The sequence below is a fragment of the Serratia quinivorans genome (assembly GCF_052113645.1).
GTDB classification, from domain to species: Bacteria; Pseudomonadota; Gammaproteobacteria; order Enterobacterales; family Enterobacteriaceae; genus Serratia; species Serratia quinivorans_B.
Map to the genome: position 1 here is coordinate 19710 of NZ_JBIEIU010000015.1, position 23661 is coordinate 43370.

Annotated in this window: 22 protein-coding genes; 15 read left to right on the forward strand and 7 right to left on the reverse strand. The window is 56.6% G+C overall.

Annotated elements, in window-relative coordinates:
- Positions 1-203: 203 nt before the first annotated feature.
- The 3 genes from metF to metB form a co-directional block, all read right to left on the reverse strand.
- Positions 204-1097: a methylenetetrahydrofolate reductase gene (gene metF, locus ACGS9J_RS22205; RefSeq protein WP_442232907.1), complete on the reverse strand. Its 894-nt coding sequence runs from the start codon at positions 1095-1097 to the stop codon at positions 204-206.
- A 226-nt stretch (positions 1098-1323) separates the two neighbouring features.
- A complete protein-coding gene (locus tag ACGS9J_RS22210; protein WP_442232908.1) occupies positions 1324-3759 on the reverse strand; it encodes a bifunctional aspartate kinase/homoserine dehydrogenase II in 2436 nt (811 codons plus the stop codon).
- Between the two features lie 2 nt (positions 3760-3761).
- Positions 3762-4922: a cystathionine gamma-synthase gene (metB, locus tag ACGS9J_RS22215; protein WP_442232909.1), complete on the reverse strand. Its 1161-nt coding sequence runs from the start codon at positions 4920-4922 to the stop codon at positions 3762-3764.
- A gap of 317 nt (positions 4923-5239) precedes the next feature.
- Between metB and metJ the strand changes: the two genes are divergently transcribed.
- Positions 5240-5557 carry a met regulon transcriptional regulator MetJ gene (gene metJ / locus ACGS9J_RS22220; protein WP_012147461.1) on the forward strand — a complete coding sequence of 106 codons (318 nt, stop codon included), beginning with the start codon at positions 5240-5242 and terminating at the stop codon, positions 5555-5557.
- A 77-nt stretch (positions 5558-5634) separates the two neighbouring features.
- On the opposite strand, the gene rpmE is transcribed toward metJ, so the two are convergent.
- A complete protein-coding gene (gene rpmE / locus ACGS9J_RS22225) occupies positions 5635-5850 on the reverse strand; it encodes a 50S ribosomal protein L31 (RefSeq protein ID WP_012147462.1) in 216 nt (71 codons plus the stop codon).
- 199 nt (positions 5851-6049) lie between these two features.
- On the opposite strand from rpmE, the gene priA reads away from it, so the two are divergent.
- The 7 genes from priA to rraA all read left to right on the forward strand — a co-directional run bounded on the left by priA (position 6050) and on the right by rraA (position 14122).
- On the forward strand, positions 6050-8245 hold the full coding sequence (gene priA / locus ACGS9J_RS22230) for a primosomal protein N' (protein ID WP_442232910.1): 2196 nt from the start codon (positions 6050-6052) through the stop codon (positions 8243-8245).
- Positions 8246-8534: 289 nt separating this feature from the next.
- Entirely contained in the window at positions 8535-9563 is a 1029-nt protein-coding gene (gene cytR, locus ACGS9J_RS22235) for a DNA-binding transcriptional regulator CytR (protein ID WP_442232911.1), read from the forward strand.
- Between the two features lie 65 nt (positions 9564-9628).
- Complete coding sequence (gene ftsN / locus ACGS9J_RS22240; protein ID WP_442232912.1) at positions 9629-10567, forward strand: cell division protein FtsN; 939 nt, start codon at positions 9629-9631, stop codon at positions 10565-10567.
- A gap of 102 nt (positions 10568-10669) precedes the next feature.
- The gene (gene hslV, locus ACGS9J_RS22245) at positions 10670-11200 is read left to right on the forward strand and encodes an ATP-dependent protease subunit HslV (RefSeq protein WP_012147466.1); all 531 of its coding nucleotides are present in this window, start codon (positions 10670-10672) and stop codon (positions 11198-11200) included.
- A gap of 12 nt (positions 11201-11212) precedes the next feature.
- Positions 11213-12547, forward strand: a complete 1335-nt coding sequence (gene hslU / locus ACGS9J_RS22250; RefSeq protein ID WP_442232913.1) for an HslU--HslV peptidase ATPase subunit — start codon at positions 11213-11215, stop codon at positions 12545-12547.
- 91 nt (positions 12548-12638) lie between these two features.
- Positions 12639-13556, forward strand: coding sequence for a 1,4-dihydroxy-2-naphthoate polyprenyltransferase (locus ACGS9J_RS22255; protein WP_442232914.1), 918 nt, complete (start codon positions 12639-12641; stop codon positions 13554-13556).
- A gap of 80 nt (positions 13557-13636) precedes the next feature.
- A complete protein-coding gene (rraA, locus tag ACGS9J_RS22260) occupies positions 13637-14122 on the forward strand; it encodes a ribonuclease E activity regulator RraA (RefSeq protein ID WP_020837546.1) in 486 nt (161 codons plus the stop codon).
- A gap of 56 nt (positions 14123-14178) precedes the next feature.
- Here the strand turns inward: rraA and zapB are convergent, their stop codons facing one another.
- Entirely contained in the window at positions 14179-14418 is a 240-nt protein-coding gene (zapB, locus tag ACGS9J_RS22265; RefSeq protein WP_012147470.1) for a septal ring assembly protein ZapB, read from the reverse strand.
- Positions 14419-14958: 540 nt separating this feature from the next.
- Between zapB and ACGS9J_RS22270 the strand changes: the two genes are divergently transcribed.
- The 3 genes from ACGS9J_RS22270 (at position 14959) to glpX (ending at position 18498) form a co-directional block, all read left to right on the forward strand.
- Positions 14959-15804 (forward strand): MIP/aquaporin family protein, encoded by an 846-nt coding sequence (locus ACGS9J_RS22270; RefSeq protein ID WP_442232915.1) that lies wholly within the window; start codon positions 14959-14961, stop codon positions 15802-15804.
- 43 nt (positions 15805-15847) lie between these two features.
- Positions 15848-17356: a glycerol kinase GlpK gene (glpK, locus tag ACGS9J_RS22275; RefSeq protein WP_442232916.1), complete on the forward strand. Its 1509-nt coding sequence runs from the start codon at positions 15848-15850 to the stop codon at positions 17354-17356.
- A gap of 131 nt (positions 17357-17487) precedes the next feature.
- Positions 17488-18498: a class II fructose-bisphosphatase gene (glpX, locus tag ACGS9J_RS22280; RefSeq protein WP_442232917.1), complete on the forward strand. Its 1011-nt coding sequence runs from the start codon at positions 17488-17490 to the stop codon at positions 18496-18498.
- Positions 18499-18664: 166 nt separating this feature from the next.
- Here glpX and emrD read toward each other — a convergent pair whose 3' ends face one another.
- Complete coding sequence (gene emrD, locus ACGS9J_RS22285; RefSeq protein ID WP_442232918.1) at positions 18665-19849, reverse strand: multidrug efflux MFS transporter EmrD; 1185 nt, start codon at positions 19847-19849, stop codon at positions 18665-18667.
- 297 nt (positions 19850-20146) lie between these two features.
- Between emrD and ACGS9J_RS22290 the strand changes: the two genes are divergently transcribed.
- Entirely contained in the window at positions 20147-20770 is a 624-nt protein-coding gene (locus tag ACGS9J_RS22290; protein WP_442232919.1) for a helix-turn-helix transcriptional regulator, read from the forward strand.
- Between the two features lie 3 nt (positions 20771-20773).
- Positions 20774-21520 (forward strand): ferredoxin--NADP(+) reductase, encoded by a 747-nt coding sequence (gene fpr, locus ACGS9J_RS22295; RefSeq protein ID WP_442232920.1) that lies wholly within the window; start codon positions 20774-20776, stop codon positions 21518-21520.
- A 9-nt stretch (positions 21521-21529) separates the two neighbouring features.
- Here the strand turns inward: fpr and ACGS9J_RS22300 are convergent, their stop codons facing one another.
- Positions 21530-21955, reverse strand: coding sequence for a DUF805 domain-containing protein (locus ACGS9J_RS22300; RefSeq protein WP_442232921.1), 426 nt, complete (start codon positions 21953-21955; stop codon positions 21530-21532).
- A 199-nt stretch (positions 21956-22154) separates the two neighbouring features.
- Between ACGS9J_RS22300 and ACGS9J_RS22305 the strand changes: the two genes are divergently transcribed.
- Entirely contained in the window at positions 22155-22745 is a 591-nt protein-coding gene (locus ACGS9J_RS22305; protein WP_442232922.1) for a DUF1454 family protein, read from the forward strand.
- Between the two features lie 127 nt (positions 22746-22872).
- Entirely contained in the window at positions 22873-23640 is a 768-nt protein-coding gene (gene tpiA / locus ACGS9J_RS22310; protein WP_442232923.1) for a triose-phosphate isomerase, read from the forward strand.
- Positions 23641-23661 lie beyond the last annotated feature (21 nt).

Genomic DNA, 23661 nt, shown 5'->3' on the forward strand with positions numbered 1-23661 from the left:
AAAAGGCGCTGTCATGACACAGCGCCTCAGATTGCTGACAAAGTCCTGTGTAGTTAAAAGTCCCGATCCAGGAACTAATAAAAACAAAGGATTATGTCTTCTGATTTACCCCAAACATCCGAAAATCCCATTTTTCGGGTGTTTGTCATCAGACTAAGGCGCTGTCATGACACAGCGCCTTTGTCTTATATCCCTCAGTCAAATCAGGCCGCGGCCGGACGCACACCCAGCGTGTGGCAAATGGCATAGCTCATCTCGGCACGGTTCAGCGTATAGAAGTGGAAATCTTTCACCCCTTCGCGGCTGAGGATCTTCACCATATCCATCGCGATATTGGCGCCGACCATTTTGCGGGTTTCCGCATCGTCATCCAGCCCTTCAAACATGCTGGTCATCCAGCTCGGCACGCGCACGTTGGTCATGGTGGCGAAACGCTGGAGCTGCTTGAAGTTGGACACCGGCAGAATGCCCGGGACGATTTCCACATCGATGCCGGTAGCGACGCAACGATCGCGAAAGCGCAGATAGCTTTCCACATCGAAAAAGAACTGGGTGATCGCGCGGTTGGCACCGGCATCGATTTTGCGCTTCAGGTTAATCAAGTCCGCCTGCGGGCTTTTGGCTTCCGGGTGCACTTCGGGATAAGCGGCGACCGAGATATCGAAATCGCCAACCTCTTTCAGCAACTTCACCAAATCGGTCGCGTACATGTCCGGCTTGCCGCTGCCCGGTGGCAGGTCGCCACGCAGCGCCACGATATGACGGATGCCGCTGTTCCAGTAATCGGTCGCGATCTCACGCAGCTGATCCGGGCTGGCGTCGATACAGGTCAGGTGCGGGGCCGCATCCAGACCGGTGCGATCCTTAATCCCTTTGATGATGCTGTGGGTGCGATCGCGCTCGCCGGAGTTTGCGCCATAGGTCACGGAGACAAATTTGGGTTTCAGGCTGCTCAAACGATCAATGGACTGCCACAGGGTGTCTTCCATCTCGCTGGTGCGCGGCGGGAAGAACTCGAATGATACGTTAATCTGACCGTTTAATTCCGCCAGACTCTGATTCAGCGCTTCCCGCTGGTTTGCGTGAAAAAAACTCATACCCTGTCCGCCTCTTGTCGATCACTGTTTTGCTTTGTTTTAATAAGCGTCTATACGTTTAGACGTCTAGATAGAAAATGCCGTATGTTGGCTAAAGAGTCAACAGGAAAGTGAGGGTAATAGATGATTAATCCTCAGCCGTCAGGAGAAGGAATTTCATGTTCGGAACAAGAAGAATTATGGCAGGAAAAACGAGGGGCGCGACGGATGCGCGCCCACAAGAGAATTAAAGCAGCTGTGCCAAACGGTTAAGGTCTGACTGGATCGCACCGGCAGTGACATCGCGACCGGCGCCAGGCCCGCGGATCACCAGCGGATTGTCACGATACCAACGGCTTTCGATAGCGAATACGTTATCGCACGGCAGCAACGACGCCAGCGGATGCTCAGGGCGTACCGCTTCCACGCCGACACGCGCCTTGCCGTTGGCATCGAAGCGCGCCACATGTCGCAGCACCAGGCCCATTTCACTGGCGGCCTCAAAACGCTGCAGCATCTGTTGATTCAACGCATCGCCGTTTTCGAAGAACTGATCGACGGAGCCCTGCTCAGCACCCGTAGGCACCAGCGACTCCACCCGCACCTGATTCGGTTCAATATCGTAGCCCGCTTCGCGCGCCAGGATCACCAGCTTGCGCATGACGTCCTGACCGGAGAGATCGACCCGGGGATCCGGTTCCGTCAGCCCCTGTTGCCAGGCCTGATCCACCAGTTCGGTGAACGGCACCGTACCGTCGAACTGCAGGAACAGCCAGGAAAGCGTCCCGGAGAAGATACCGCTGATGGCCAGAATGCTATCACCGCTGTCGCGCAGATCGCGCACCGTATGGTTAACCGGCAGACCGGCACCGACGGTGGCGTTATACAGCCAGTGGCGACCGGTTTTGGCGAAAGCATCACGAATTTGGCGATAGTTGGCGCTGCACGACGCCCCCGCCAGCTTGTTGGCACTGATCACATGGAAACCGTAACTGGCGAAGTCCAGATACTGCTCAGCCAGATTTTCACTGGCGGTCACGTCAAGCACCACCAGATCGTCGAACGGGTGCGCACGCATCCACAGGAACAGCGACTCTTCGTCCAGCTCCTGCGCTTCGTCCTCAAAGAACGCCAATACGCGGCTGGCGTCCAACCCGTCGTAATTCAGCAGGCTGCGACGGCTGTCCACCACGCCCGCCAGGCTGAATTCAAAACCGCTGCGGGCGGAAATGTTTTTCTGCTCGCGAGCAAACAATTCCAGCCAGCGTGCACCAATATTGCCTTTGCCAAACAGCACCAGACCGATACGTTTTTCGGCGCGGAACAAGGTCTGATGCAGGCCCTGAATCAGCAGCGCGGTCGGCCCCTGACGCAGCACCGCCACCATGCTGATGCCATCTTCCGCCTGCCAGATAAATTCTACCGGTTGGTCTTTCAGTTGCTGATAGAAACGGTGGCTGTGCAGCGGGTTCTTGCAAACCCCCGCCCCCACCAGCGCTACCAGCGCCAAACCTTCACGCAGTTGCAGCTCGCCCGGCAGCCCCGAGTTCTGCAGGATGTGCAGCACGCTGTTCACCACTTCCGAGGTGTAGCACAGCTGAACCAGATTGCGGTCCGGATGGACCCCGACCGCCAGCGGTTTGATCTGCGCGCGTTTGAGCACCAGATCCAACTCTTTCTGCGCCAACTTGAAATCATGCTGGCTGGCAACGTGCAGCTCAATCAGGCACACGTCATCATGGCTGGTGACAATCTTCGCCCCGGTCCCCGAGGCCAGCACGCGTTCGATACGCGTTGAACCTTGTTCCGGCTGATAGCTGCAACGCAGTTGCAGATCGATATCGCTGCCGGATACCGGCTGCAGAGTGCGGGTGTGCAGCACCGGTGCCGCCAGACGTGCCAATTCACTGGCTTCGTCCAGACGCAACAGTGGCAGCAGGCAAGCGTCTTTCACCTTGCGCGGGTCAGCGCTGTAAACCCCGGCCACGTCGCTCCAGATGGTCACGCGCTCCGCACCGGCCAGCGCACCGACCTGGGTAGCGGAATAGTCACTGCCGTTACGCCCCAACAGCACGGTTTCACCGGCGTCGTTACGTGAAATAAAGCCGGTCACCACCAGGCGTTTGCCCGGGTGCTGAGCCAGCAGCTGTTGCAACAGCGGATAAGAGCGGCCTTCATCAACCTGGGGCTGGGCCGCGCGTTCCGCACGCAGAAAATCACGCGCATCCAGCCAAGCGGCCTGCATATCCAGTTTGTTCAGCACCGCCGCCATCAGCCGCGCCGACCATATCTCACCGTGGCCAACCACTTCGGCATACACGGCATCGTCGAGCTTTTCGTCCAGCAATACCGCCAGACGCTCCAAATCCTGAATAAATTCGGCGATCAACGGCTCAGCGGTTTCCGGCGGCAACAGACCGCTGATCAAGTCACTGTGATAACGGCGCAGCGTCTGCTGAACCTGATGCGCAGAAAGACGATCGCTCTGGCTAAGCTTCAGCCAGCTGATCAGTTGGTTGGTGGTGCTGCCGGCAGCCGACACCACCATCATGTCGCCCGGCTGGCTGTATTCGGCCATGATCCCGGCCACCCGCAGATAACACTTCACGTCCGCCAGGCTGCTGCCGCCAAACTTGTGCAGTTGACGCCCGCTTACCGGCCCTGCTACCGCAATTGCATTCATGCTTACCTCGTTGCCGCCGCCTGGAAGGCACGTTCCAGATCGGCAATCAAATCTTCACTGTCTTCAATACCCACGGAGATACGCAGCAGGCTTTCGGAAATACCGGCCGCCGCACGGGCTTCTGCCGCCATACCTGCGTGGGTCATGGTCGCTGCATGCGAGATCAGGCTTTCTACGCCGCCCAACGATTCTGCCAGAGTAAACAACTCAAGAGCAGACAGAAAACGGCGTAATAGCGCTTCATCACCGTCCAGTTCAAAGCTGAGCATCGCGCCAAAGCCGCGTTGCTGACGACGTGCAATCTCGTGCCCAGGGTTCTGTGGCAGAGAAGGATGATACAGCTTTTTCACCAAGGGTTGCTGCTGTAAATAACTGACAATCGCTTCAGCGTTTTGTTGCGCCGCCTTGATACGTGGCGACAGGGTACGCATGCCGCGCAGCAATAAATAGCTGTCGAACGCTCCCCCCGTCACACCGATATTATTGGCCCACCACGCCAGTTCTACCGCCAGATCTTTATCTTTGGCGATCACCGCGCCGGCCACCACGTCGGAATGACCGTTAAGATATTTGGTGCAGGAATGCACCACCAGATCGGCACCCAGCCCAATCGGCTGCTGCAGCGCCGGGCTGAGGAATGTGTTGTCCACCACCGTCAGTGCACCCGCCGCATGGGCCGCATCGCAAATCGCCGCAATGTCCACTACGCGCAGTAGCGGGTTGCTTGGGCTTTCAATCAGCACCAGCTTGGGTTTTTGCGCCAATGCCTGCTGCAACGCCTCTTCATTCCCCTGATCGACAAACAGCACGCGGTAAGCCCCGCGCTTGCTCAGACTGTCGAACAAACGGTAGCTGCCGCCGTAGCAATCATGCGGCGCCACCAGCAGATCGCCGGGTTGCAGCAATACGGTGGTCACCAGATGGATCGCCGACATCCCGCTGCTGGTCATCACCGCGCCGGCACCGCCTTCCAGTTCTGCCAGTGCACGCTGAACCACGTCACGCGTCGGGTTACCGCGACGTGAGTAGTCATGAGCGCGAGGCTGGTTGAAGTCGGTAAAATTATAGGTGCTGGAAAGGTGGATCGGCGGAACAACGCAGCCGTACTGTTCGTCATCGTTCAGGCCGCTACGTACGGCAATCGTGGCAGGTTTACGCGTCATAGGGTCTCTCGGCTCTCGGGATTCGGATGAATGAGGCCTAAAGATTAATCGCAGTCACGATGGACGTCAATACATCTGGACATCTAAACTTCTTTGCGTATAGATTGAGCAAAGCCCTAATACCCGCTAAAATTATGCCAGTTTGATATGACGATACGATGTTAACCCGGAATGCATAGGCGACGCCTATTGATCGTCCGCATTCAGTGACCCTGGTCGCGTAAAATTGACATTTATTTAGTGAGAACAGTGAAGATCGGGCATAATTGGCCGGTTTTTAGAATTTTGTAATTTTTCTGACAAATTTAAGGTGTCCCATGGCTGAGTGGAACGGCGAGTATGTCAGCCCTTACGCTGAACACGGTAAAAAAAGCGAGCAAGTAAAAAAAATCACGGTATCGATTCCGCTGAAGGTCCTGAAAATCCTCACCGACGAACGGACCCGTCGCCAGGTCAACAACCTGCGCCACGCCACCAACAGCGAATTGCTGTGTGAAGCGTTTCTGCATGCCTTTACCGGCCAGCCGCTGCCGAACGACGAAGACCTGCGCAAAGAACGCAGCGATGAAATCCCGGAAGCCGCGAAACTGTTGATGCGTGAATTGGGTGTGGATCCCGATACCTGGGAATACTAAGCGCCGGTCTGCGCAGGCAGACGGTAGAAACGAAAAAAGGCGCCGAAGGCGCCTTTTTCATCTGACGATAAGAAATCTTATTTCTTAGCGCCTGGCACGCTGAAACGCTTGTTGAAGCGGTCAACGCGGCCACCGGTAGCAACGTCACGCTGCTTGCCAGTGTAGAACGGGTGGCATTCGCCACAAACGTCCAGGTTCAGATCGTGACCCACGGTAGAGCGGATTTTGATCACGTTACCGCAAGAGCAGTTAGCAGTAACTTCTTCGTATTTTGGGTGGATACCTTGTTTCATGGGAAACCTCAGTTAAGGCCGTGTCGCTATCCAGCCCTGTTTCGCCAGACACCACACGTGGTTGATAATAGAATTTGGTATCGAATTATACCAAAGGCGGCAAATTATACAGAATTAAAAGTACCGCGCAATCGGAACCGTACATTTGCCGATGCGCCGTGTAAACTGATGGACTGTTTTTTTTACTCTGGATGACCCCATGCCTGTTGTTCACGTTGCTTTGCCGGTACCCCTCGCCCGCACCTTCGACTATCTGCTGCCGCAAGGCCTGCAGCCGGCAGTCGGCGCGCGCGTAGGCGTTCCCTGGGGCAAGCAACGGGCGATCGGCATCGTCACCGGTTGCAGCGAGACCAGCGAATTGCCGCTGGATAAGCTCAAACCGATCGACAGCGTGATAGACAACGCCTCCTTATTCTCCCCCAGCCTGTGGCGGATCCTTCGCTGGGCCAGCGACTATTATCATTACCCCATTGGCGAGGTGTTGTTCCATGCGCTGCCCATCCTGCTACGTCAGGGAAAAGCGGCGGAAACGGCCCCGCTGTGGCAGTGGTTCGCTACCGAACAGGGTCGCGCCACGCCACCGGAAAGCCTAAAGCGTGCGCCCAAGCAGCAGCAGGCGCTGGCCGCCTTGCTGCAACGTCCGGTGTATCGTCACCAGGTCAGCGAACTGGCGTTAACCGAAAGCGCCTTGCAGGCATTGCGTACCAAGGGGCTGGCGGATTTACGGGCCCAGACGGTGGCAGCGCAAGACTGGCGGCCCGGCTTTGAAGTGCTGGGTGAACGGTTGCGGCTAAACACCGAGCAGGCTACCGCCGTGGGTGCTATCCGCAGTGAAGACACTCAGTATGCCGCCTGGTTGCTGGCCGGGGTCACCGGTTCCGGCAAAACCGAAGTCTATCTCAGCGTGCTGGAAAATATTCTGGCGGCAGGCAAACAGGCACTGGTGCTGGTGCCGGAAATCGGCCTGACGCCGCAAACCATCGCCCGCTTTCGCGAGCGCTTCAACGCGCCGGTAGAGGTGCTGCACTCCGGCCTCAACGACAGCGAACGGTTGGCGGTGTGGCTGCGCGCCCGCAGCGGCGAGGCGGCGATTGTCATCGGTACCCGCTCGGCACTGTTTACCCCGTTTGCGCGCCTGGGCGTGATCATTATCGATGAAGAGCACGACAGTTCTTATAAACAGCAGGAAGGCTGGCGCTACCACGCACGCGATCTGGCGGTATTTCGCGCCCGCGAGGAAAACATCCCGATGGTGATGGGCTCCGCGACACCGGCGTTGGAAACGCTGCACAATGTGCAATTAGGTAAATATCGTCAGCTCAAACTCACCCAGCGTGCGGGCAATGCCAAACCGGCGGCACAGCACCTGATCGATCTAAAAGGCCTGCCGCTGAAGGTGGGCCTGTCGCAACCCTTGCTGAAAAGCATGCAGCACCACTTGAAGGCCGGCAACCAGGTGATGCTGTTCCTTAACCGTCGCGGCTACGCCCCGGCGTTGCTGTGCCACGAATGCGGCTGGATAGCCGAATGCCAGCGTTGCGATCATTACTACACCTTCCATCAAAACCAACGTCAATTGCGCTGCCACCACTGCGACAGCCAGCGCCCGGTGCCGCACCAATGTCCGCAGTGCGGTTCGACGCACCTGGTGTCGGTGGGCGTCGGTACCGAACAGTTGGAAAATGAACTGGCACCGCTGTTCCCGGAAACGCCGATCACCCGCATCGATCGCGATACCACCAGCCGCAAGGGGTCACTGGAACAGCATTTGGCGGATATTCACCGTGGCGGATCGCGCATTTTGATCGGCACCCAAATGCTGGCCAAAGGGCACCATTTCCCAGATGTGACGCTGGTGGCTTTGCTGGACGTCGACGGGGCGCTGTTCTCGGCCGACTTCCGTTCCGCCGAACGCTTTGCCCAGTTGTATACCCAGGTCTCCGGCCGTGCGGGCCGTGCCGGTAAAGCCGGTGAAGTGTTGTTGCAAACTCACCACCCGGAACATCCGCTGTTGCAAATTTTGCTGCAACAGGGCTACGACGCCTTTGCCAAACAGACGCTGGCAGAGCGCAACAGCGTATTTCTGCCGCCGTATACCAGTCACATCATCGTGCGTTCGGAAGATCACGATAACCAGCAGGCCCCTCAGTTCCTGCAGCAATTGCGCAATCTGCTGGAGGCCAGCCCGCTGAAAGACGACTCACTGTGGGTGATGGGGCCGGTTCCGGCGCTGCAGTCGAAACGCGGCGGTCGTTTCCGCTGGCAACTGCTGCTGCAACACCCTTCACGGCAGGTACTGCAACGCCTGATGAAGAGTACCTTGCCGCTGGTCGGCACCCTGCCGCAGGCTCGCAAGGTGAAATGGACGCTGGACATCGATCCGATAGACAGTTGAACCCAGAAAAGTCTGATTCAGTTCCTGCCAGGCAAACGTTTACCCTTGAAATTGCGAGCGAACGCTAAAAAACCTTCCCAGGTCACACTTTTTATGCAAATTAGGTAACAAAGGCGGGACATATTCTGTTTAGAATGTCTGTGAAGGCAATTTTGTCACCTCTTGCAGTACCGTGACGGAATGTTTAAGCGCGGATGGCGCTAAATCATAACAACACCACCGCACGCCAGAATTTGTGAGCAAACTGAAGTCGTCGCGTTGGCATGGGGCTAACGCAAGGAGAAAGGCGTTGGAACACAAGAAAGAATTACCCATGGCAACCATGAAAGACGTTGCCGAAATGGCGGGCGTTTCAACGGCAACCGTGTCGCGTGCGCTGATGAACCCGGAAAAGGTGTCAACGCCGACGCGTCAGAAAGTGGAACAGGCCGTGCTGGCCGTAGGCTATTCTCCTCATGCTCTCTCCCGTAATATCAAACGCAATGAATCCCGCACCATCCTGGTGATCGTCCCCGACATTTGCGATCCCTTTTTCGCCGATGTGATCCAGGGGATCGAGCAGACCGCGGCGCAACAGGGCTATCTGGTACTGATTGGCGACTGCGCGCAACAGAACCAGCAGGAGCGCACCTTCGTCAACTTGATCATCACCAAACAAATCGACGGCATGCTGCTGCTCGGCTCCAACCTGCCGTTCGACGCCAGCAAGGAAGAGCAGCGTAATCTGCCGCCAATGGTGATGGCCAACGAGTTTGCCCCAGAGCTGGAGCTGCCGACGGTACACATCGATAACCTGACCGCCGCCTTCGAGGCCGTGCATTATTTACATCAGCTCGGACACAAGCAAATCGCCTGTGTTGCCGGGCCTGAACAGATGCCGCTCAGCCATTATCGGCTGCAAGGTTACATTCAAGCGCTACGTCGTAATGGCATTAACGTCGAAAGCAGCTATATTACCCGGGGTGATTTCACCTACGAAGCGGGCGCTCAGGCGCTGGCGGCGCTGATGGCGCAACCAAAACCACCGACGGCAGTCTTCTGTCATAGCGACGTCATGGCGATTGGTGTGCTGTCGCAGGCGAAAAAAATGGGGCTGCGGGTACCGCAGGACCTTTCCATCGTGGGCTTTGACGACATTAAACTGGCGCAGTATTGCGATCCGCCGTTAACCACGGTGGCTCAACCGCGCTACCAGATTGGCCAGCAAGCAATGCTGTTGCTGTTGGAGCAGTTGCACGGACAGAACGTGGCAAGCGGCTCCCGGCTTTTGGACAGTGAATTGATTATCAGAGGCAGCACGGCTGCCCCTAAACGCTAGTCAAATATTTTAGGGTTCAGTAACATGACGGACTTATCCCCTCATCAGGACACAGCGGAATAATAGTGGCACAAAAAGACTATGTAAGCCGTGGGCGCGCAGCAGGAGCTAAGCGTAAAACCCCCAGCCGTAAAAAACGCAGTTCTCCGAAGGTCTCCAAAACCGTGTTGGCGCTGGCCGTCGCACTGCTGGTGATATTTATCGGTGGCCTCTATTTCATTACGCACAACAAGCCGGATGACGTACCGCTGTTGCCTGCGCACAGCAACCGTCCGGGCAACGGCCTGCCGCCGAAGCCGGAAGAGCGTTGGCGTTATATCAAAGAGCTGGAGAATCGTCAGATTGGCGTGCAAACCCCGACCGAACCTACGGCCGGCGGCGAAGCCAACTCCAAGACTCAGCTGACCGCCGAGCAGCGGCAACTGCTGGATCAAATGCAGGCGGATATGCAGCAGCGCCCAACGCAGCTCAATGAAGTGCCGTATAACGACCCTTCACAGGCCGCTGCGCGCAACAACCGTCAGCAGCAGCAGATGCAACAACAGCAAATGCAGCAGCAGCAACAACAGCAGGTACAGCAACCACAGGTCGCTCAACCGCGTAATCCGTTTAACAACGGCACGACGACACAACCGGTGCAACAGCCGGCTCAGCCTAAGCCGCAACCCAAACCGCAGCCGGTCACACCGCCGCCGGTACAGGTTAAGCAGCCGAAACCTGAGGCCAAACCGGAAGCGAAACAGGAAACGGCCAAGCAGGAAACCAAACCTGAGTCGAAGCAGAAGTGGATGGTGCAGTGTGGCTCATTCCGCGCAACCGATCAGGCGGAGTCCGTGCGTGCGCGTCTGGCGTTTGAAGGCATCGAAAGCCGCATCACCGCCGGTGGTGGCTGGAATCGCGTGGTGCTCGGCCCTTACAGCAGCCGGGCTGCTGCGGACAAAACCCTGTCGCGCCTGAAGGGCGTAGGCATGTCAAGTTGCATTCCCCTCTCCGTTGGGGGTTGAAAAGCGTCAATCCCCCCCCATCTATACTCTCAATATGCCTCGTAGTGTCTGCGCAAGCAGATGCTGCGAGGGCTTCTTTCCGTCTTCAACGAGGGTCTGCTCGTGACAACAATTGTAAGCGTACGCCGCAACGGCCAGGTAGTGATCGGTGGCGATGGCCAGGCCACCTTGGGCAATACGGTAATGAAGGGCAACGTCAAGAAAGTGCGTCGCCTGTATAACGATAAAGTGATTGCCGGTTTTGCCGGTGGCACCGCGGATGCCTTCACGCTATTTGAGCTGTTCGAGCGCAAGCTGGAAATGCACCAGGGTCACCTGGTGAAAGCAGCCGTTGAATTGGCGAAAGACTGGCGTACCGACCGCATGCTGCGCAAGCTCGAAGCGCTGCTGGCCGTCGCGGATGAAAACTCATCGCTGATCATCACCGGTAACGGTGACGTGATCCAGCCTGAAAACGATTTGATTGCGATTGGCTCCGGCGGTCCGTACGCCCAGGCAGCCGCTCGTGCGATGTTGGAAAATACCGAGCTGAGCGCCCGCGAAATTGTTGATAAGTCTCTCAACATCGCCGGTGACATCTGTATTTACACCAACCATTTCCACACCATTGAAGAATTGCCTTCCAAAGCGTAAGGATCGAATACTATGTCTGAAATGACCCCGCGCGAGATCGTCAGCGAACTGGACAGCTACATCATTGGCCAGAACAAAGCCAAACGTGCCGTTGCCATTGCCCTGCGTAACCGCTGGCGCCGGATGCAGCTTAACGAAATGCTGCGTCATGAAGTCACGCCAAAAAACATTCTGATGATCGGCCCGACCGGCGTCGGGAAAACCGAAATCGCCCGTCGTCTGGCGAAGCTGGCCAACGCACCGTTCATCAAGGTTGAAGCCACCAAGTTCACCGAAGTGGGCTACGTCGGCAAAGAAGTGGATTCCATCATCCGCGATCTGACCGATGCCGCGATCAAAATGGTGCGCCTGCAGTCAATCGACAAGAACCGCACCCGCGCCGAAGAGCTGGCGGAAGAGCGCATCCTCGACGCACTGCTCCCACCGGCCAAAAACAACTGGGGCCAGGCGGAAGAAAATCAGGAGCCTTCTGCTGCGCGCCAGGCATTCCGCAAGAAACTGCGTGAAGGCCAGTTGGACGATAAAGACATCGAGATCGATCTGGCCGCCGCCCCGATGGGCGTGGAGATCATGGCGCCTCCGGGCATGGAAGAAATGACTAACCAGCTGCAGTCGATGTTCCAGAACCTCGGCGGTCAAAAGCAGAAACCACGCAAGCTGAAGATCAAAGAAGCCTTCAAACTGCTGGTGGAAGAAGAAGCGGCCAAACTGGTGAACCCGGAAGAGCTGAAAGAACAGGCGATTGAAGCGGTTGAACAGCACGGCATCGTGTTTATCGACGAGATCGACAAAATTTGTAAGCGCGGTGGCCAAAGTTCCGGTCCGGACGTGTCTCGCGAAGGCGTGCAGCGCGACCTGCTGCCACTGGTGGAAGGCTGTACCGTCTCTACCAAGCATGGCATGGTGAAAACCGATCACATTCTGTTTATCGCCTCTGGCGCATTCCAGACCGCCAGCCCGTCAGATTTGATCCCGGAACTGCAGGGCCGCCTGCCGATCCGCGTTGAATTGCAGGCGCTGACCACCGAAGATTTCGAGCGTATTCTGACCGAGCCAAGCGCTTCGCTGACCGAGCAGTACAAAGCGCTGATGGGCACCGAAGGCGTCAATATCGATTTCACCGCCGATGGCATCCGCCGCATCGCGGAAGCCGCATGGCAGGTTAACGAAAGCACCGAAAACATCGGCGCACGTCGTTTGCACACCGTGCTTGAGCGTCTGATGGAAGATATTTCCTATGATGCGAGTGAAATTAATGGGCAATCCATTACAATTGATGCGGATTACGTACGTAATCATCTGGATGAACTGGTAGCGGATGAAGATTTGAGTCGTTTTATCCTATAATCGCTCAATCATGTCCAGTCAGTCATCTGTGGGAGGCATTGCCTCCCACAATTATTTCTAACGGACACAGCCACTAACTCTGAAGCGAAAAATGAGCTCATCAACTACCACCTCCCCGGCCAGGGCCTGGCTTGAAAGTTTACGGCCGCGCACCCTGCCGCTGGCCTTTGCCTCGATCGTCGTCGGCTCCGCCATTGCCGCCTGGCAAGGCAGCCTGAAGCCCGGCGTGGCACTGCTGGCGCTGCTGACTGCCGGTCTGCTGCAAATTCTCTCCAATCTGGCGAACGACTATGGCGATGCGGTAAAAGGCAGCGACAAAGAAGATCGCATCGGGCCGTTGCGTGGCATGCAAAAAGGCATGATCACCCAGGCACAAATGAAACGCGCGTTGGTAGTGACGGTGGTGTTGATCACGATTGCCGGCTGTTCATTGATCGCCGTAGCCTGTGAACAACCGAGCGATGTGGTGGGTTTCCTGGTGCTGGGCGGGCTCTCTATCGTTGCCGCCATTACCTATACCGTCGGCACCAAACCCTATGGTTATCTGGGGCTGGGCGACATTTCGGTGCTGGTATTCTTCGGCTGGTTGAGCGTGGCGGGCACCTACTATCTGCAAACCCATGCGTTTGACAGTATCGTGATGCTGCCGGCCACGGCCTGCGGCCTGCTGGCCACTGCGGTGCTCAACATCAATAATTTGCGCGATATCGAAAGCGACCGCGCCAACGGCAAAAATACCCTGGCGGTGCGCCTGGGGCCACAGAACGCACGCTATTACCACGTGGCGTTGCTGATGGGGGCAGTCGCCTGCTTCACCTTGTTCACACTGCTTAATCTGCATAGCCTGTGGGGCTGGCTGTTTGTACTGGCTATCCCACTGCTGGTTCGTCATGGCCTGCGCGTGTTGCGCGATCCAACGCCGGCCGGCATGCGGCCCATGCTGGAACATATGGTCAAAGCGGCGCTGCTGGCCAATGTGCTGTTCGCGATCGGCGTGGTGCTCAGTTAGCCATCGAACTGATGATTTTGCCAACAGGGCGAATAAAGGGATATACTGATAATTCCAGCGGCAAACAGACGTAAAATCCTATGAAATACGATACTTCCGAACTTTGCGATATCTACCATGAAGAGGTAAACGTTGTTGAGCCTCTATTCTCCAATTTTGGCGGGCGTACTTCATTTGGCGGGCAAATCACCACGGTGAAGTGCTTTGAGGATAACGGCCTGTTATTCGAGCTGCTTGAAGAAAACGGTCGTGGCCGCGTTCTGGTTATTGATGGCGGTGGCTCGGTACGCCGTGCCCTGATCAACGCAGAACTGGCGCGCCTGGCAACCCAGAACGAATGGGAAGGCATCGTGGTCTACGGTGCGGTGCGTCAGGTGGACGATTTGGAAGAACTGGACATCGGCATTCAGGCGATGGCGGCCATTCCGGTCGGCGCCGCCAGCGAAAGCATTGGCGAAAGCGACATCCGCGTTAACTTTGGCGGTGTGACCTTCTTCTCCGGCGATCATCTGTATGCCGACAACACCGGGATTATTCTGTCCGAGGACCCGCTCGATATCGAGTAATCTTCAGATATGAAAAAGGGCGCCTGAGGCGCCCTTTTCGATCGTGCAATACGGGATCAGACTTCTTCCATTTTGCCCAACAGCGCGCGCAGGCGGTCTTGCCATACGTGCTGTTCTTCTTTCAGTTGCTGGTTCTCACGTACCAGCGATTCGTGGTTGCCGGAGGCAGCCTGAACTTCCTGAGACAGAGTGTTGTTTTTGTCTTTCAGCTCTTCAATTTCCATCTGCAGCAGGGTGATGGTATCGATCGCCTGCTGAACTTTTGATTCCAATTTCTCAAATACTTCAAATGACATTCTTCAGTCCCCTCATGATAGCAAGGCGTACATCTATAGGTAACGGCCGCAACTCAGGTTGCAACTGCTGCGAATATGCATCGCGCCAAGTGACACACGCTTTTATTGAAAATAACGCGCCTGTCTCGATAAAACGCTTCTTTCGATAAAAACGATTGTAAGTAGCCTGTCCCCGACTGTCTAGCAACATCCGGCTCATCGCGCAGTCTGTTGCAATTTTCCTGCCCTCACCATCAGCAAAAACTGAAAATGCCCACTGGGACATAAATCGGTTTGTTAACAATCGGTGGCGAAACCACTGGTCAGATCACAGTTTTATGGAGCAGAAAGAACACAAAACGACGCGAATTCGCTCAATTTTATGACGAAGCACACACATTTTGATTTCGCTATTTCTCGTTTATGTTCGTTAACGATAAATTTACATCACGTCCTCAATTAATAATTGGACGAGATGAAAAAACTGTACCCATAGGCCAGGTTGATACACATCCCCGAGCCTATAAACCTATAACCGCCGTTTTGCAGGACAACAACATTATGAGCCAAACCACCAGTCCGACCCTAAAAGGCCAGTGCATCGCTGAGTTCCTCGGCACCGGCCTGTTGATATTTTTTGGCGTAGGCTGTGTTGCCGCGCTGAAACTGGCAGGTGCCAGCTTCGGCCAGTGGGAAATCAGTATCATCTGGGGCCTGGGCGTTGCCATGGCCATCTATCTGACCGCTGCCATTTCCGGTGCGCATCTCAACCCGGCAGTCACCATCGCGCTGTGGTTGTTCGCCTGCTTTGACGGACGCAAAGTACTGCCTTACATTGTCGCACAGATCGCCGGAGCCTTCTGCGCAGCAGCCCTGGTCTACGGGTTGTATTACAACCTGTTCTTCGATTTCGAAGCGGCCAATCACATGGTACGCGGCAGCGATGAAAGCCTGGCTCTGGCCGGCATCTTCTCTACCTACCCGAATGCGCACATCTCCGTAGGCCAGGCTTTCCTGGTTGAAACGGTGATCACCGCGATCCTGATGTGTCTGATCCTGGCACTGACCGACGACGGCAACGGCATTCCGCGCGGCCCGCTGGCGCCGCTGTTGATCGGTATTCTGATTGCCGTGATCGGCGCCTCTATGGGACCATTGACCGGCTTTGCGCTGAACCCGGCACGTGACTTCGGTCCGAAAATGTTCGCTTATCTGGCCGGCTGGGGCAAAGTGGCCTTCACCGGTGCGCGTGATATTCCGTACTTCCTGGTGCCAATCTTTGGTCCAATCATCGGTGCCTGCCTGGGTGCCTTCGGCTACCGTATGCTCATTGGCCGCAATTTGCCGTGTGACGTCTGTGTAGACGAAGAACAACCCGCCGCCAAGTCTCAGCAGCGTAAAGCATGATTGGCACAGTTTTAAAACGGTTAACAACAGCAGGACTAAGATCATGACGGTAGAAAAAAAATACATTGTCGCTCTCGACCAGGGCACCACCAGTTCACGTGCCGTAGTGCTCGACCACGATGCCAACATTGTTGCGGTATCCCAGCGCGAGTTCACACAAATTTACCCGAAAGCCGGCTGGGTTGAGCATGATCCTATGGAGATCTGGTCATCACAGAGCTCCACGCTGGTCGAAGTGCTGGCGAAAGCCGACATCAATTCCGATCAGATCGCCGGTATCGGCATCACCAACCAGCGTGAAACCACCATCGTCTGGGAAAAAGAGACCGGCAAACCGATTTACAACGCCATCGTCTGGCAATGCCGCCGCACCGCCGACATCTGCGAAAAACTCAAACGCGATGGCCTGGAAGAGTACATCCGTCACAACACCGGCCTGGTGGTTGACCCGTATTTCTCCGGCACCAAGGTAAAATGGATCCTCGACCACGTTGAAGGTGCCCGCGAGCGCGCCAAGCGTGGCGAACTGCTGTTCGGTACCGTTGATACCTGGCTGGTGTGGAAAATGACCCAAGGGCGGGTGCATGTGACCGATTACACCAACGCCTCACGGACCATGATGTTCAACATCCATGAGCTGGATTGGGATGAACGCATGCTGGAAGTGCTGGATATTCCACGCGCCATGCTGCCGAAAGTCCGTCCTTCCTCAGAAGTTTACGGCCAGACCAACATCGGCGGTAAAGGCGGCACGCGTATTCCTATCGCCGGTATCGCCGGTGACCAGCAGGCGGCGCTGTACGGCCAACTGTGCGTTCAACCGGGCATGGCGAAAAACACCTACGGCACCGGCTGCTTCCTGCTGATGAACACCGGCAAAGAAGCGGTGCGCTCCAGCCACGGTCTGTTGACCACCATCGCCTGCGGCCCACGCGGCGAAGTGAACTACGCGCTGGAAGGTGCAGTCTTCATCGGCGGCGCTTCTATCCAATGGCTGCGCGATGAGCTGAAACTGATCAGCGATGCGGCCGACTCCGAATACTTCGCCACCAAGGTGAAAGACAGCAATGGCGTGTACGTGGTACCGGCCTTCACCGGCTTGGGCGCCCCTTACTGGGACCCGTATGCCCGTGGCGCGATTTTCGGCCTGACCCGCGGCGCGAACAGCAATCACATCATCCGCGCAACGCTGGAGTCCATTGCTTATCAGACGCGCGACGTGCTGGATGCCATGCAGGCAGACTCCAATACCCGCCTGCAATCGCTGCGTGTGGACGGTGGTGCGGTCGCCAACAACTTCCTGATGCAGTTCCAGTCCGACATCCTCGGTACCCGTGTAGAGCGTCCTGAGGTGCGTGAGTCGACCGCTCTGGGTGCAGCGTTCCTGGCGGGCCTGGCTATCGGCTACTGGAATGACCTGGACGAGGTGAAGAGCAAGGCGGTTATCGAACGCGAATTCCGCCCAAGCATTGAAACCACCGAACGCAACTTCCGTTACAGCGGCTGGAAAAAAGCGGTTGCCCGTGCTCAAGCCTGGGAAGAGCACGACTAACGCTGTTTGGTTTGATTAACCTGATCACGCGCTGCCTCCGGGCGGCGCGTTTTTTTTGCCCCGCCCCCGCCGTCGCCCGCTGTGATAAACTTTGCCGATATTTTCTTCCTTTCTCACAGACAGGTTTTGCCATGAAACGTGAATTAGCCATCGAATTTTCCCGTGTTACCGAAGCCGCCGCGCTGGCGGGCTACAAATGGCTGGGACGCGGCGACAAGAACGCCGCCGACGGCGCTGCGGTCAACGCAATGCGCATTATGCTCAATAAAGTGGATATCGATGGCCGCATCGTGATCGGCGAAGGCGAGATTGATGAAGCGCCGATGCTGTATATCGGCGAGCAGGTCGGCAGCGGTCAGGGCGATGCGGTGGATATCGCGGTCGACCCTATCGAAGGCACCCGCATGACCGCCATGGGCCAGCCCAATGCATTGGCCGTGCTGGCGGTGGGCGATCGCGGCACCTTCCTGCACGCACCGGACATGTATATGGAAAAATTGGTGGTTGGTCCGGCGGCACGCGGCGCTATCGATCTTAACCTGCCGCTGGCAGAGAACCTGAACAGAGTGGCGGCCTGCCTGGACAAACCGCTGACGCAACTGACCGTGGTCATCCTGGCCAAACCGCGTCATGACGGCGTTATCGCTCAGATGCAACAGCTTGGGGTTCGGGTATTCGCCATTCCTGACGGCGACGTAGCGGCCTCTATCCTGACCTGCATGCCGGACAGCGAAGTCGACGTCATGTATGGCATCGGCGGCGCGCCTGAAGGAGTGATTTCCGCTGCGGTGATCCGCGCACTGGACGGTGATATGCAAGCTCGTCTGCTGCCGCGCCATCAGGTGAAGGGCGACAGCGCCGAAAATCGTCGCATTGGCGAAGAAGAACTGGCCCGCTGCAAAGAAATGGGAATTGAAGCCGGCAAGGTGTTGGTGCTGGATGACATGGCGCGCAACGACAATGTCATTTTCTCCGCCACCGGCATTACCAAGGGCGATCTGTTGGAAGGCATCAGCCGTCAGGGCAATATGGCCACCACGGAAACCCTGCTGATCCGCGGCAAGTCACGCACTATCCGCCGCATCCGTTCGACCCATTATCTGGATCGCAAAGACCCGGCGCTGCACGAGTTCCTGCTGTAATTGAACAGGGCGCCGATTGGCGCCCTCAGACTGCTGACAAAGCCCGTTATTAGGGAGAGCGTGCCGATGGGGTCGTAGCGGCTTGCCCGCCGGAGCGCCCCTCGGTGCGCTAGGCCCGAGTATCTCGGGTCCACAGACCACTTTGTCATAAAACTCCCTACACGTTTTATGCGGTATGACCCTGATGCTGCATCCGGTTCGACAGCGGCCACCAGCACAGCAAAATCAACAGCGCCATGGCAAACATCAGCAGGCCGAGGCTGAACTGCCCGGTCTGCGGCAGCATGGCGGAAAGCCAGGTCGCCAGGCCAGAGCCCATGTTCTGCATACCCCCCACCAATGCACCCGCCGCGCCCGCCAGATAGGGGAACGGCTCCATCGCACCGGTAGTGGCCAGTGGGAACAGCATGCCTGCACCGAAGAAGAACAGTGCCGCCGGTACAATCAGCGTCCAGATATTCATCACCCCAAACCAGCCCGGGATCCACATCATCAGGCCCGCCAGCAGGCAACTGATGACCGAATGCCATACCAGGGTGTGGAAGGTTTTACCGTCGCGACCGGCATACCAGGCGCCAAAAAACGCCGCCGGGATCGGCAGAATAAACAGGATGCTGACGGTCAGGCCGCTCAGGCCCAGCACCCCGCCCATCAGCACGCCACAGCTGGCTTCAAATACGGCGATCCCCGCCAGTGCGCCGATCAGCATCACCAGATAACAACTGAAAGTGCCATCGGTCAGCAACTTGCGGAAACTCGCCAGCATGCGCCGCTTTTCGGTCTGCTGCGGCCGGGTTTCCGGCAACCAACGGAACATGGCGAAGGCCACGCCGGCACACAGCACCAGCAGGAAGGCATAACAGGCACGCCAGCCGAAGACCATCGCCAAGGCGCCGCCGATGATCGGTGCCAGCAGCGGACTCACCAGAATGCCCATGTTCAGCAGGCTATTGGCATAACGCAGCGAGGTGCCGGCATACAAGTCACGCGGCATGGTACGTGCCATCACCCCCGCCACGCCGGTGCCCATGCCTTGAATGGCGCTGGCGGCAACCAGCATCGTCAGGCTGTTGGACAACAGCGCCCCGAGGGCGCCAATCAGGAAGATCATCATCCCGGCCAGGATCACCGGGCGACGGCCAATGCGGTCTGACAGCGGGCCGTAAATCAGTTGCGAGAATCCATAGGTCATCAGATATGCCGCCATCACGCGCTGCACCGCACCGGAGCGCACCGACAGATCCTTGGCGATATCAGCAATAACAGGAACATAAATGGTTTGTGCCATCTGACCGACGGCCACCAACAGGGTAAGCATCACCAACAGGTGAAAGTTTTCTATTTTTCTCATTATCTTCGTTAACGTTTTAACCCGTCACAGCGTCCCGGTATGGCCCCACATTCAGCCAGAACGGCGAGCAGCCCTCTATGGCGGCATAAGCTAACAAATCTGATTTTTTTAGCGAGTTTCAGACAGATATTGATCCCCGTCACAGTGGCAGCAAAGGCAACCAGCCTCGTAAATTAAACTGTACGTCTACCGCTTATGGGTTAAAAAGGACAAATTTTCAGTAGTTTGGCTTTAGCATTTAATCGATAATTATTTTCATCATCTTGAAATAAAATAACACCATAGGGATTGGGATCCATGAAGACACCAGAGCTGATTTTACTGCAGTTAAAAACCTTGGGACCGCACTCCGCCAAAATGCTGGCCGAGCGTCTGGACATCACCCCTATGGGCATCCGTCAGCATCTGCAATCCCTGGAAAAACGTGAGTGGGTTTGTTACGAGGAAGCGCGCACCAAAGTGGGCCGTCCTACACGCTACTGGTCGCTGACGCATCAGGGCCACGGCCGGTTCGCCGATAGTCACGATACTTTAGCGACGGCATTGTTGGGATCCGCCCATCAGCTGTTTGGCGCTGAAGGAGTGGAACAGTTACTCAGCGCGCGCGAAGAAAAACTTTATCAGCGCTATGCCGAAGAGCTGTCGGAAGAGACCTGCCATCAGGCCAAACTCGCTCGGTTGGTACGCCTGCGGCAACACGATGGGTACATGGCCGAGCTGCTTGAGCATCCGCAAGGCATGCTGCTGGTGGAAAACCACTGCCCCATCGGCGTAGCGGCCACCGCTTGCAGCAGCCTGTGCAACTCGGAGCTGCAACTGTTTCACCGCCTGTTTGGCCACGGCTATCGCATAGAGCGTACTGCGCATGCCATTTCCGGCTCACGACATTGCGCTTATTTGATTCGACCATTGGAGCTTTAGAGTATGGCTGATTGGGTTAATGGCAAGGTTACGCAAGTCAAACAATGGACCGACGGGTTGTTCAGCATTACCGTCCACGCCCCCATAGATCCCTTTATCGCCGGGCAGTTCGCAAAACTGGCGTTGGAAGTTGACGGCGAACGCGTGCAGCGCGCCTATTCCTACGTCAACGCCCCCAGCGATCCGAATCTGGAGTTTTACCTGGTTACCGTGCCGGAAGGCAAACTGAGCCCGCAGCTCAATCAGCTGCGGCCGGGATCGGAAGTGATGGTGACCAAAGAGGCGGCCGGATTTTTCGTGCTGGATGAGGTGCCGGAATGCGACACCCTGTGGATGTTGGCCACCGGCACCGCCATCGGCCCTTACCTGTCGATTCTCCAGGAAGGCAAAGGCCTGGAACGTTTCAAAAATCTGGTGCTGGTGCATGCCGCCCGCTTTGCGCGCGATCTCAGCTATCTGCCGCTGATGCAGCAATTGCAGCAGCGTTACAACGGTAAACTGCGTATTCAGACCATCGTCAGCCGCGAAGAGGTCGCCGGCTCACTGACAGGCCGGGTGCCGGCGCTGATTGAGGACGGCCGGCTGGAAGCGGCGGTGGGCTTAACCCTCGACGCTGAAGCTGACCACGTCATGCTGTGCGGTAACCCGCAAATGGTGCGCGATACCCAGCAAACGCTGAAAGATCAGCGACAAATGCGCAAGCACCTGCGCCGCAAACCGGGCCATATCACCAGCGAGCATTACTGGTAACCCGTAACCTCAGTCCGCGCTGAACTTTACGGGTTTGGCTGGCGGACCAAAACGATTATCCTCGGGCGTGCCGACGAACGCGCCCAAATCGATCATCATCATCACAATGATCAACGTTGGAATAAAACGCCCCACGCCCCACTGCCAAACCGGCGCCAGCATCTGCCAGTTACCTGCCGCCAGCAGCCAGGCCACAATCAGCAACAACGCCCACCAACCGGCTTTATTGCGGTCATGCAACCGCTTCACCAATACCGCCGCCGTTGGCCATAGCAACCCAACGATAAAGAACGCGATGGTCTGGATATCCACCAATTCACGACTGGCGAGCGAAAAAGCCACCGCCATCAGCAGCAGCCACAGCACCATCCAAATCCAGAAATCACGCCGCCCAATTCGGCCTTTAAACGAAAAGCACCACTGTTGTATTGTCATTGAATCCTGCGTTGTTAGCCTGCCCATATTCTGCCGTGCAGTGTAACATAGGCGCTGCCGGGCGAAGGTTTCTGCCCTGCATTACGCGGAGTAACGCACAGCTTTCCTGTCAGTAAGCGATAATGGCGCGGGATCTTTGACACCCCCCTCGGTTATCGCTTTAATCGGAGCCATCTTTGTTATTGATGCCGTGTATACCATGCTGAGAAAAACCATCGCCATCGCCTGCCTGTTGCTGGGTATCAGCAGCGCCTGGGCCGATCCGCCGGATGTCGCCGTCAGTGCGTCGCCTACCGCGCCGTACCTGTTGGCTGGGGCGCCGACGTTTGATCTGACGGTGGTAAAATTTCGCGAGAAATATAACCGCGACAACCCGACGCTGCCGATCGGCGAATTTCGTGCCATCGCGACTGCCGAAGACGACACCCCTTTGCTCACGCGCGCCGCCAGCAAGCTGAATGAAAACCTCTATGCCTCCACCGCACTGGAAAAAGGCACCGGGAAAATCAAAACGCTGCAAATCACCCACCTGCCGCTACAGCAGAGCAGCGAAGAAAAGGCCGCGCGTACCCTTGCCGTCAGCTATATGGCCGCGCTGATGCGCCAGTTTGAGCCCACGCTGACGGTGGAACAAAGCCTGAGCAAAGTGGCCAACCTACTGGAAAAAGGCAAAGGCTCGCGCTTTTACCAACAGCAGGTCGGTGCGATCCGCTATGTGGTGGCGGACAACGGCGATAAAGGGGTAACTTTCGCTGTTGAACCGGTTAAGCTGACGTTATCCGAGCCGTAACAGCAGGCTATTTAATGACGAAAAGCAAAGCCTTCGAGCTTAATCATCTCTATACTGTTGGGCAGGTAAACTGCCGGTCCGGCAGTGGTTATTTCGACTCTCGCGTTCCCTTGTTGGAGGAAAAAACATGCGTCATCCATTAGTTATGGGTAACTGGAAGCTTAACGGCAGCACTCACATGGTTAACGAACTGATCGCCGCTCTGCGCAATGAGCTGAGCAGCGTTGACGGTTGTGGCGTCGCTATCGCACCGCCGGTCATGTATCTGGATCAGGCTAAACACGCACTGGCCGGCAGCCGCATTGCCCTGGGCGCCCAAAACGTAGACGTGAACCTGTCCGGCGCATTCACCGGTGAAGTTTCCGCCGACATGCTGAAAGATATCGGTGCGCAATACATCATCATCGGCCACTCCGAGCGTCGTACTTACCACAAAGAAACTGATGCTGCGATCGCCGAGAAATTTGCCGTGCTGAAAACTGCCGGCCTGATCCCCGTGCTGTGCATCGGTGAAACCGACGCAGAAAACGAAGCGGGTAAAACCGAAGAAGTTTGTGCACGTCAGATCGACGCGGTACTGACAACTCAGGGCGCAGAAGCCTTCAAAGGCGCCGTTATCGCTTATGAGCCAATCTGGGCTATCGGTACCGGCAAGTCCGCTACCCCTGCGCAGGCACAGGCAGTACACAAATTTATCCGCGATCACATCGCCAAACAGGATGCCGCGGTCGCTGCTGAAGTGATCATCCAGTACGGCGGTTCCGTGAACGATAAAAATGCTGCCGAGCTGTTCACCCAGCCGGACATCGACGGCGCACTGGTTGGCGGCGCATCACTGAAAGCCGATGCTTTCGCCGTGATCGTCAAAGCCGCTGCGGCTGCTAAAAAAGCCTGATTTTATTCGGCTGATAAATAA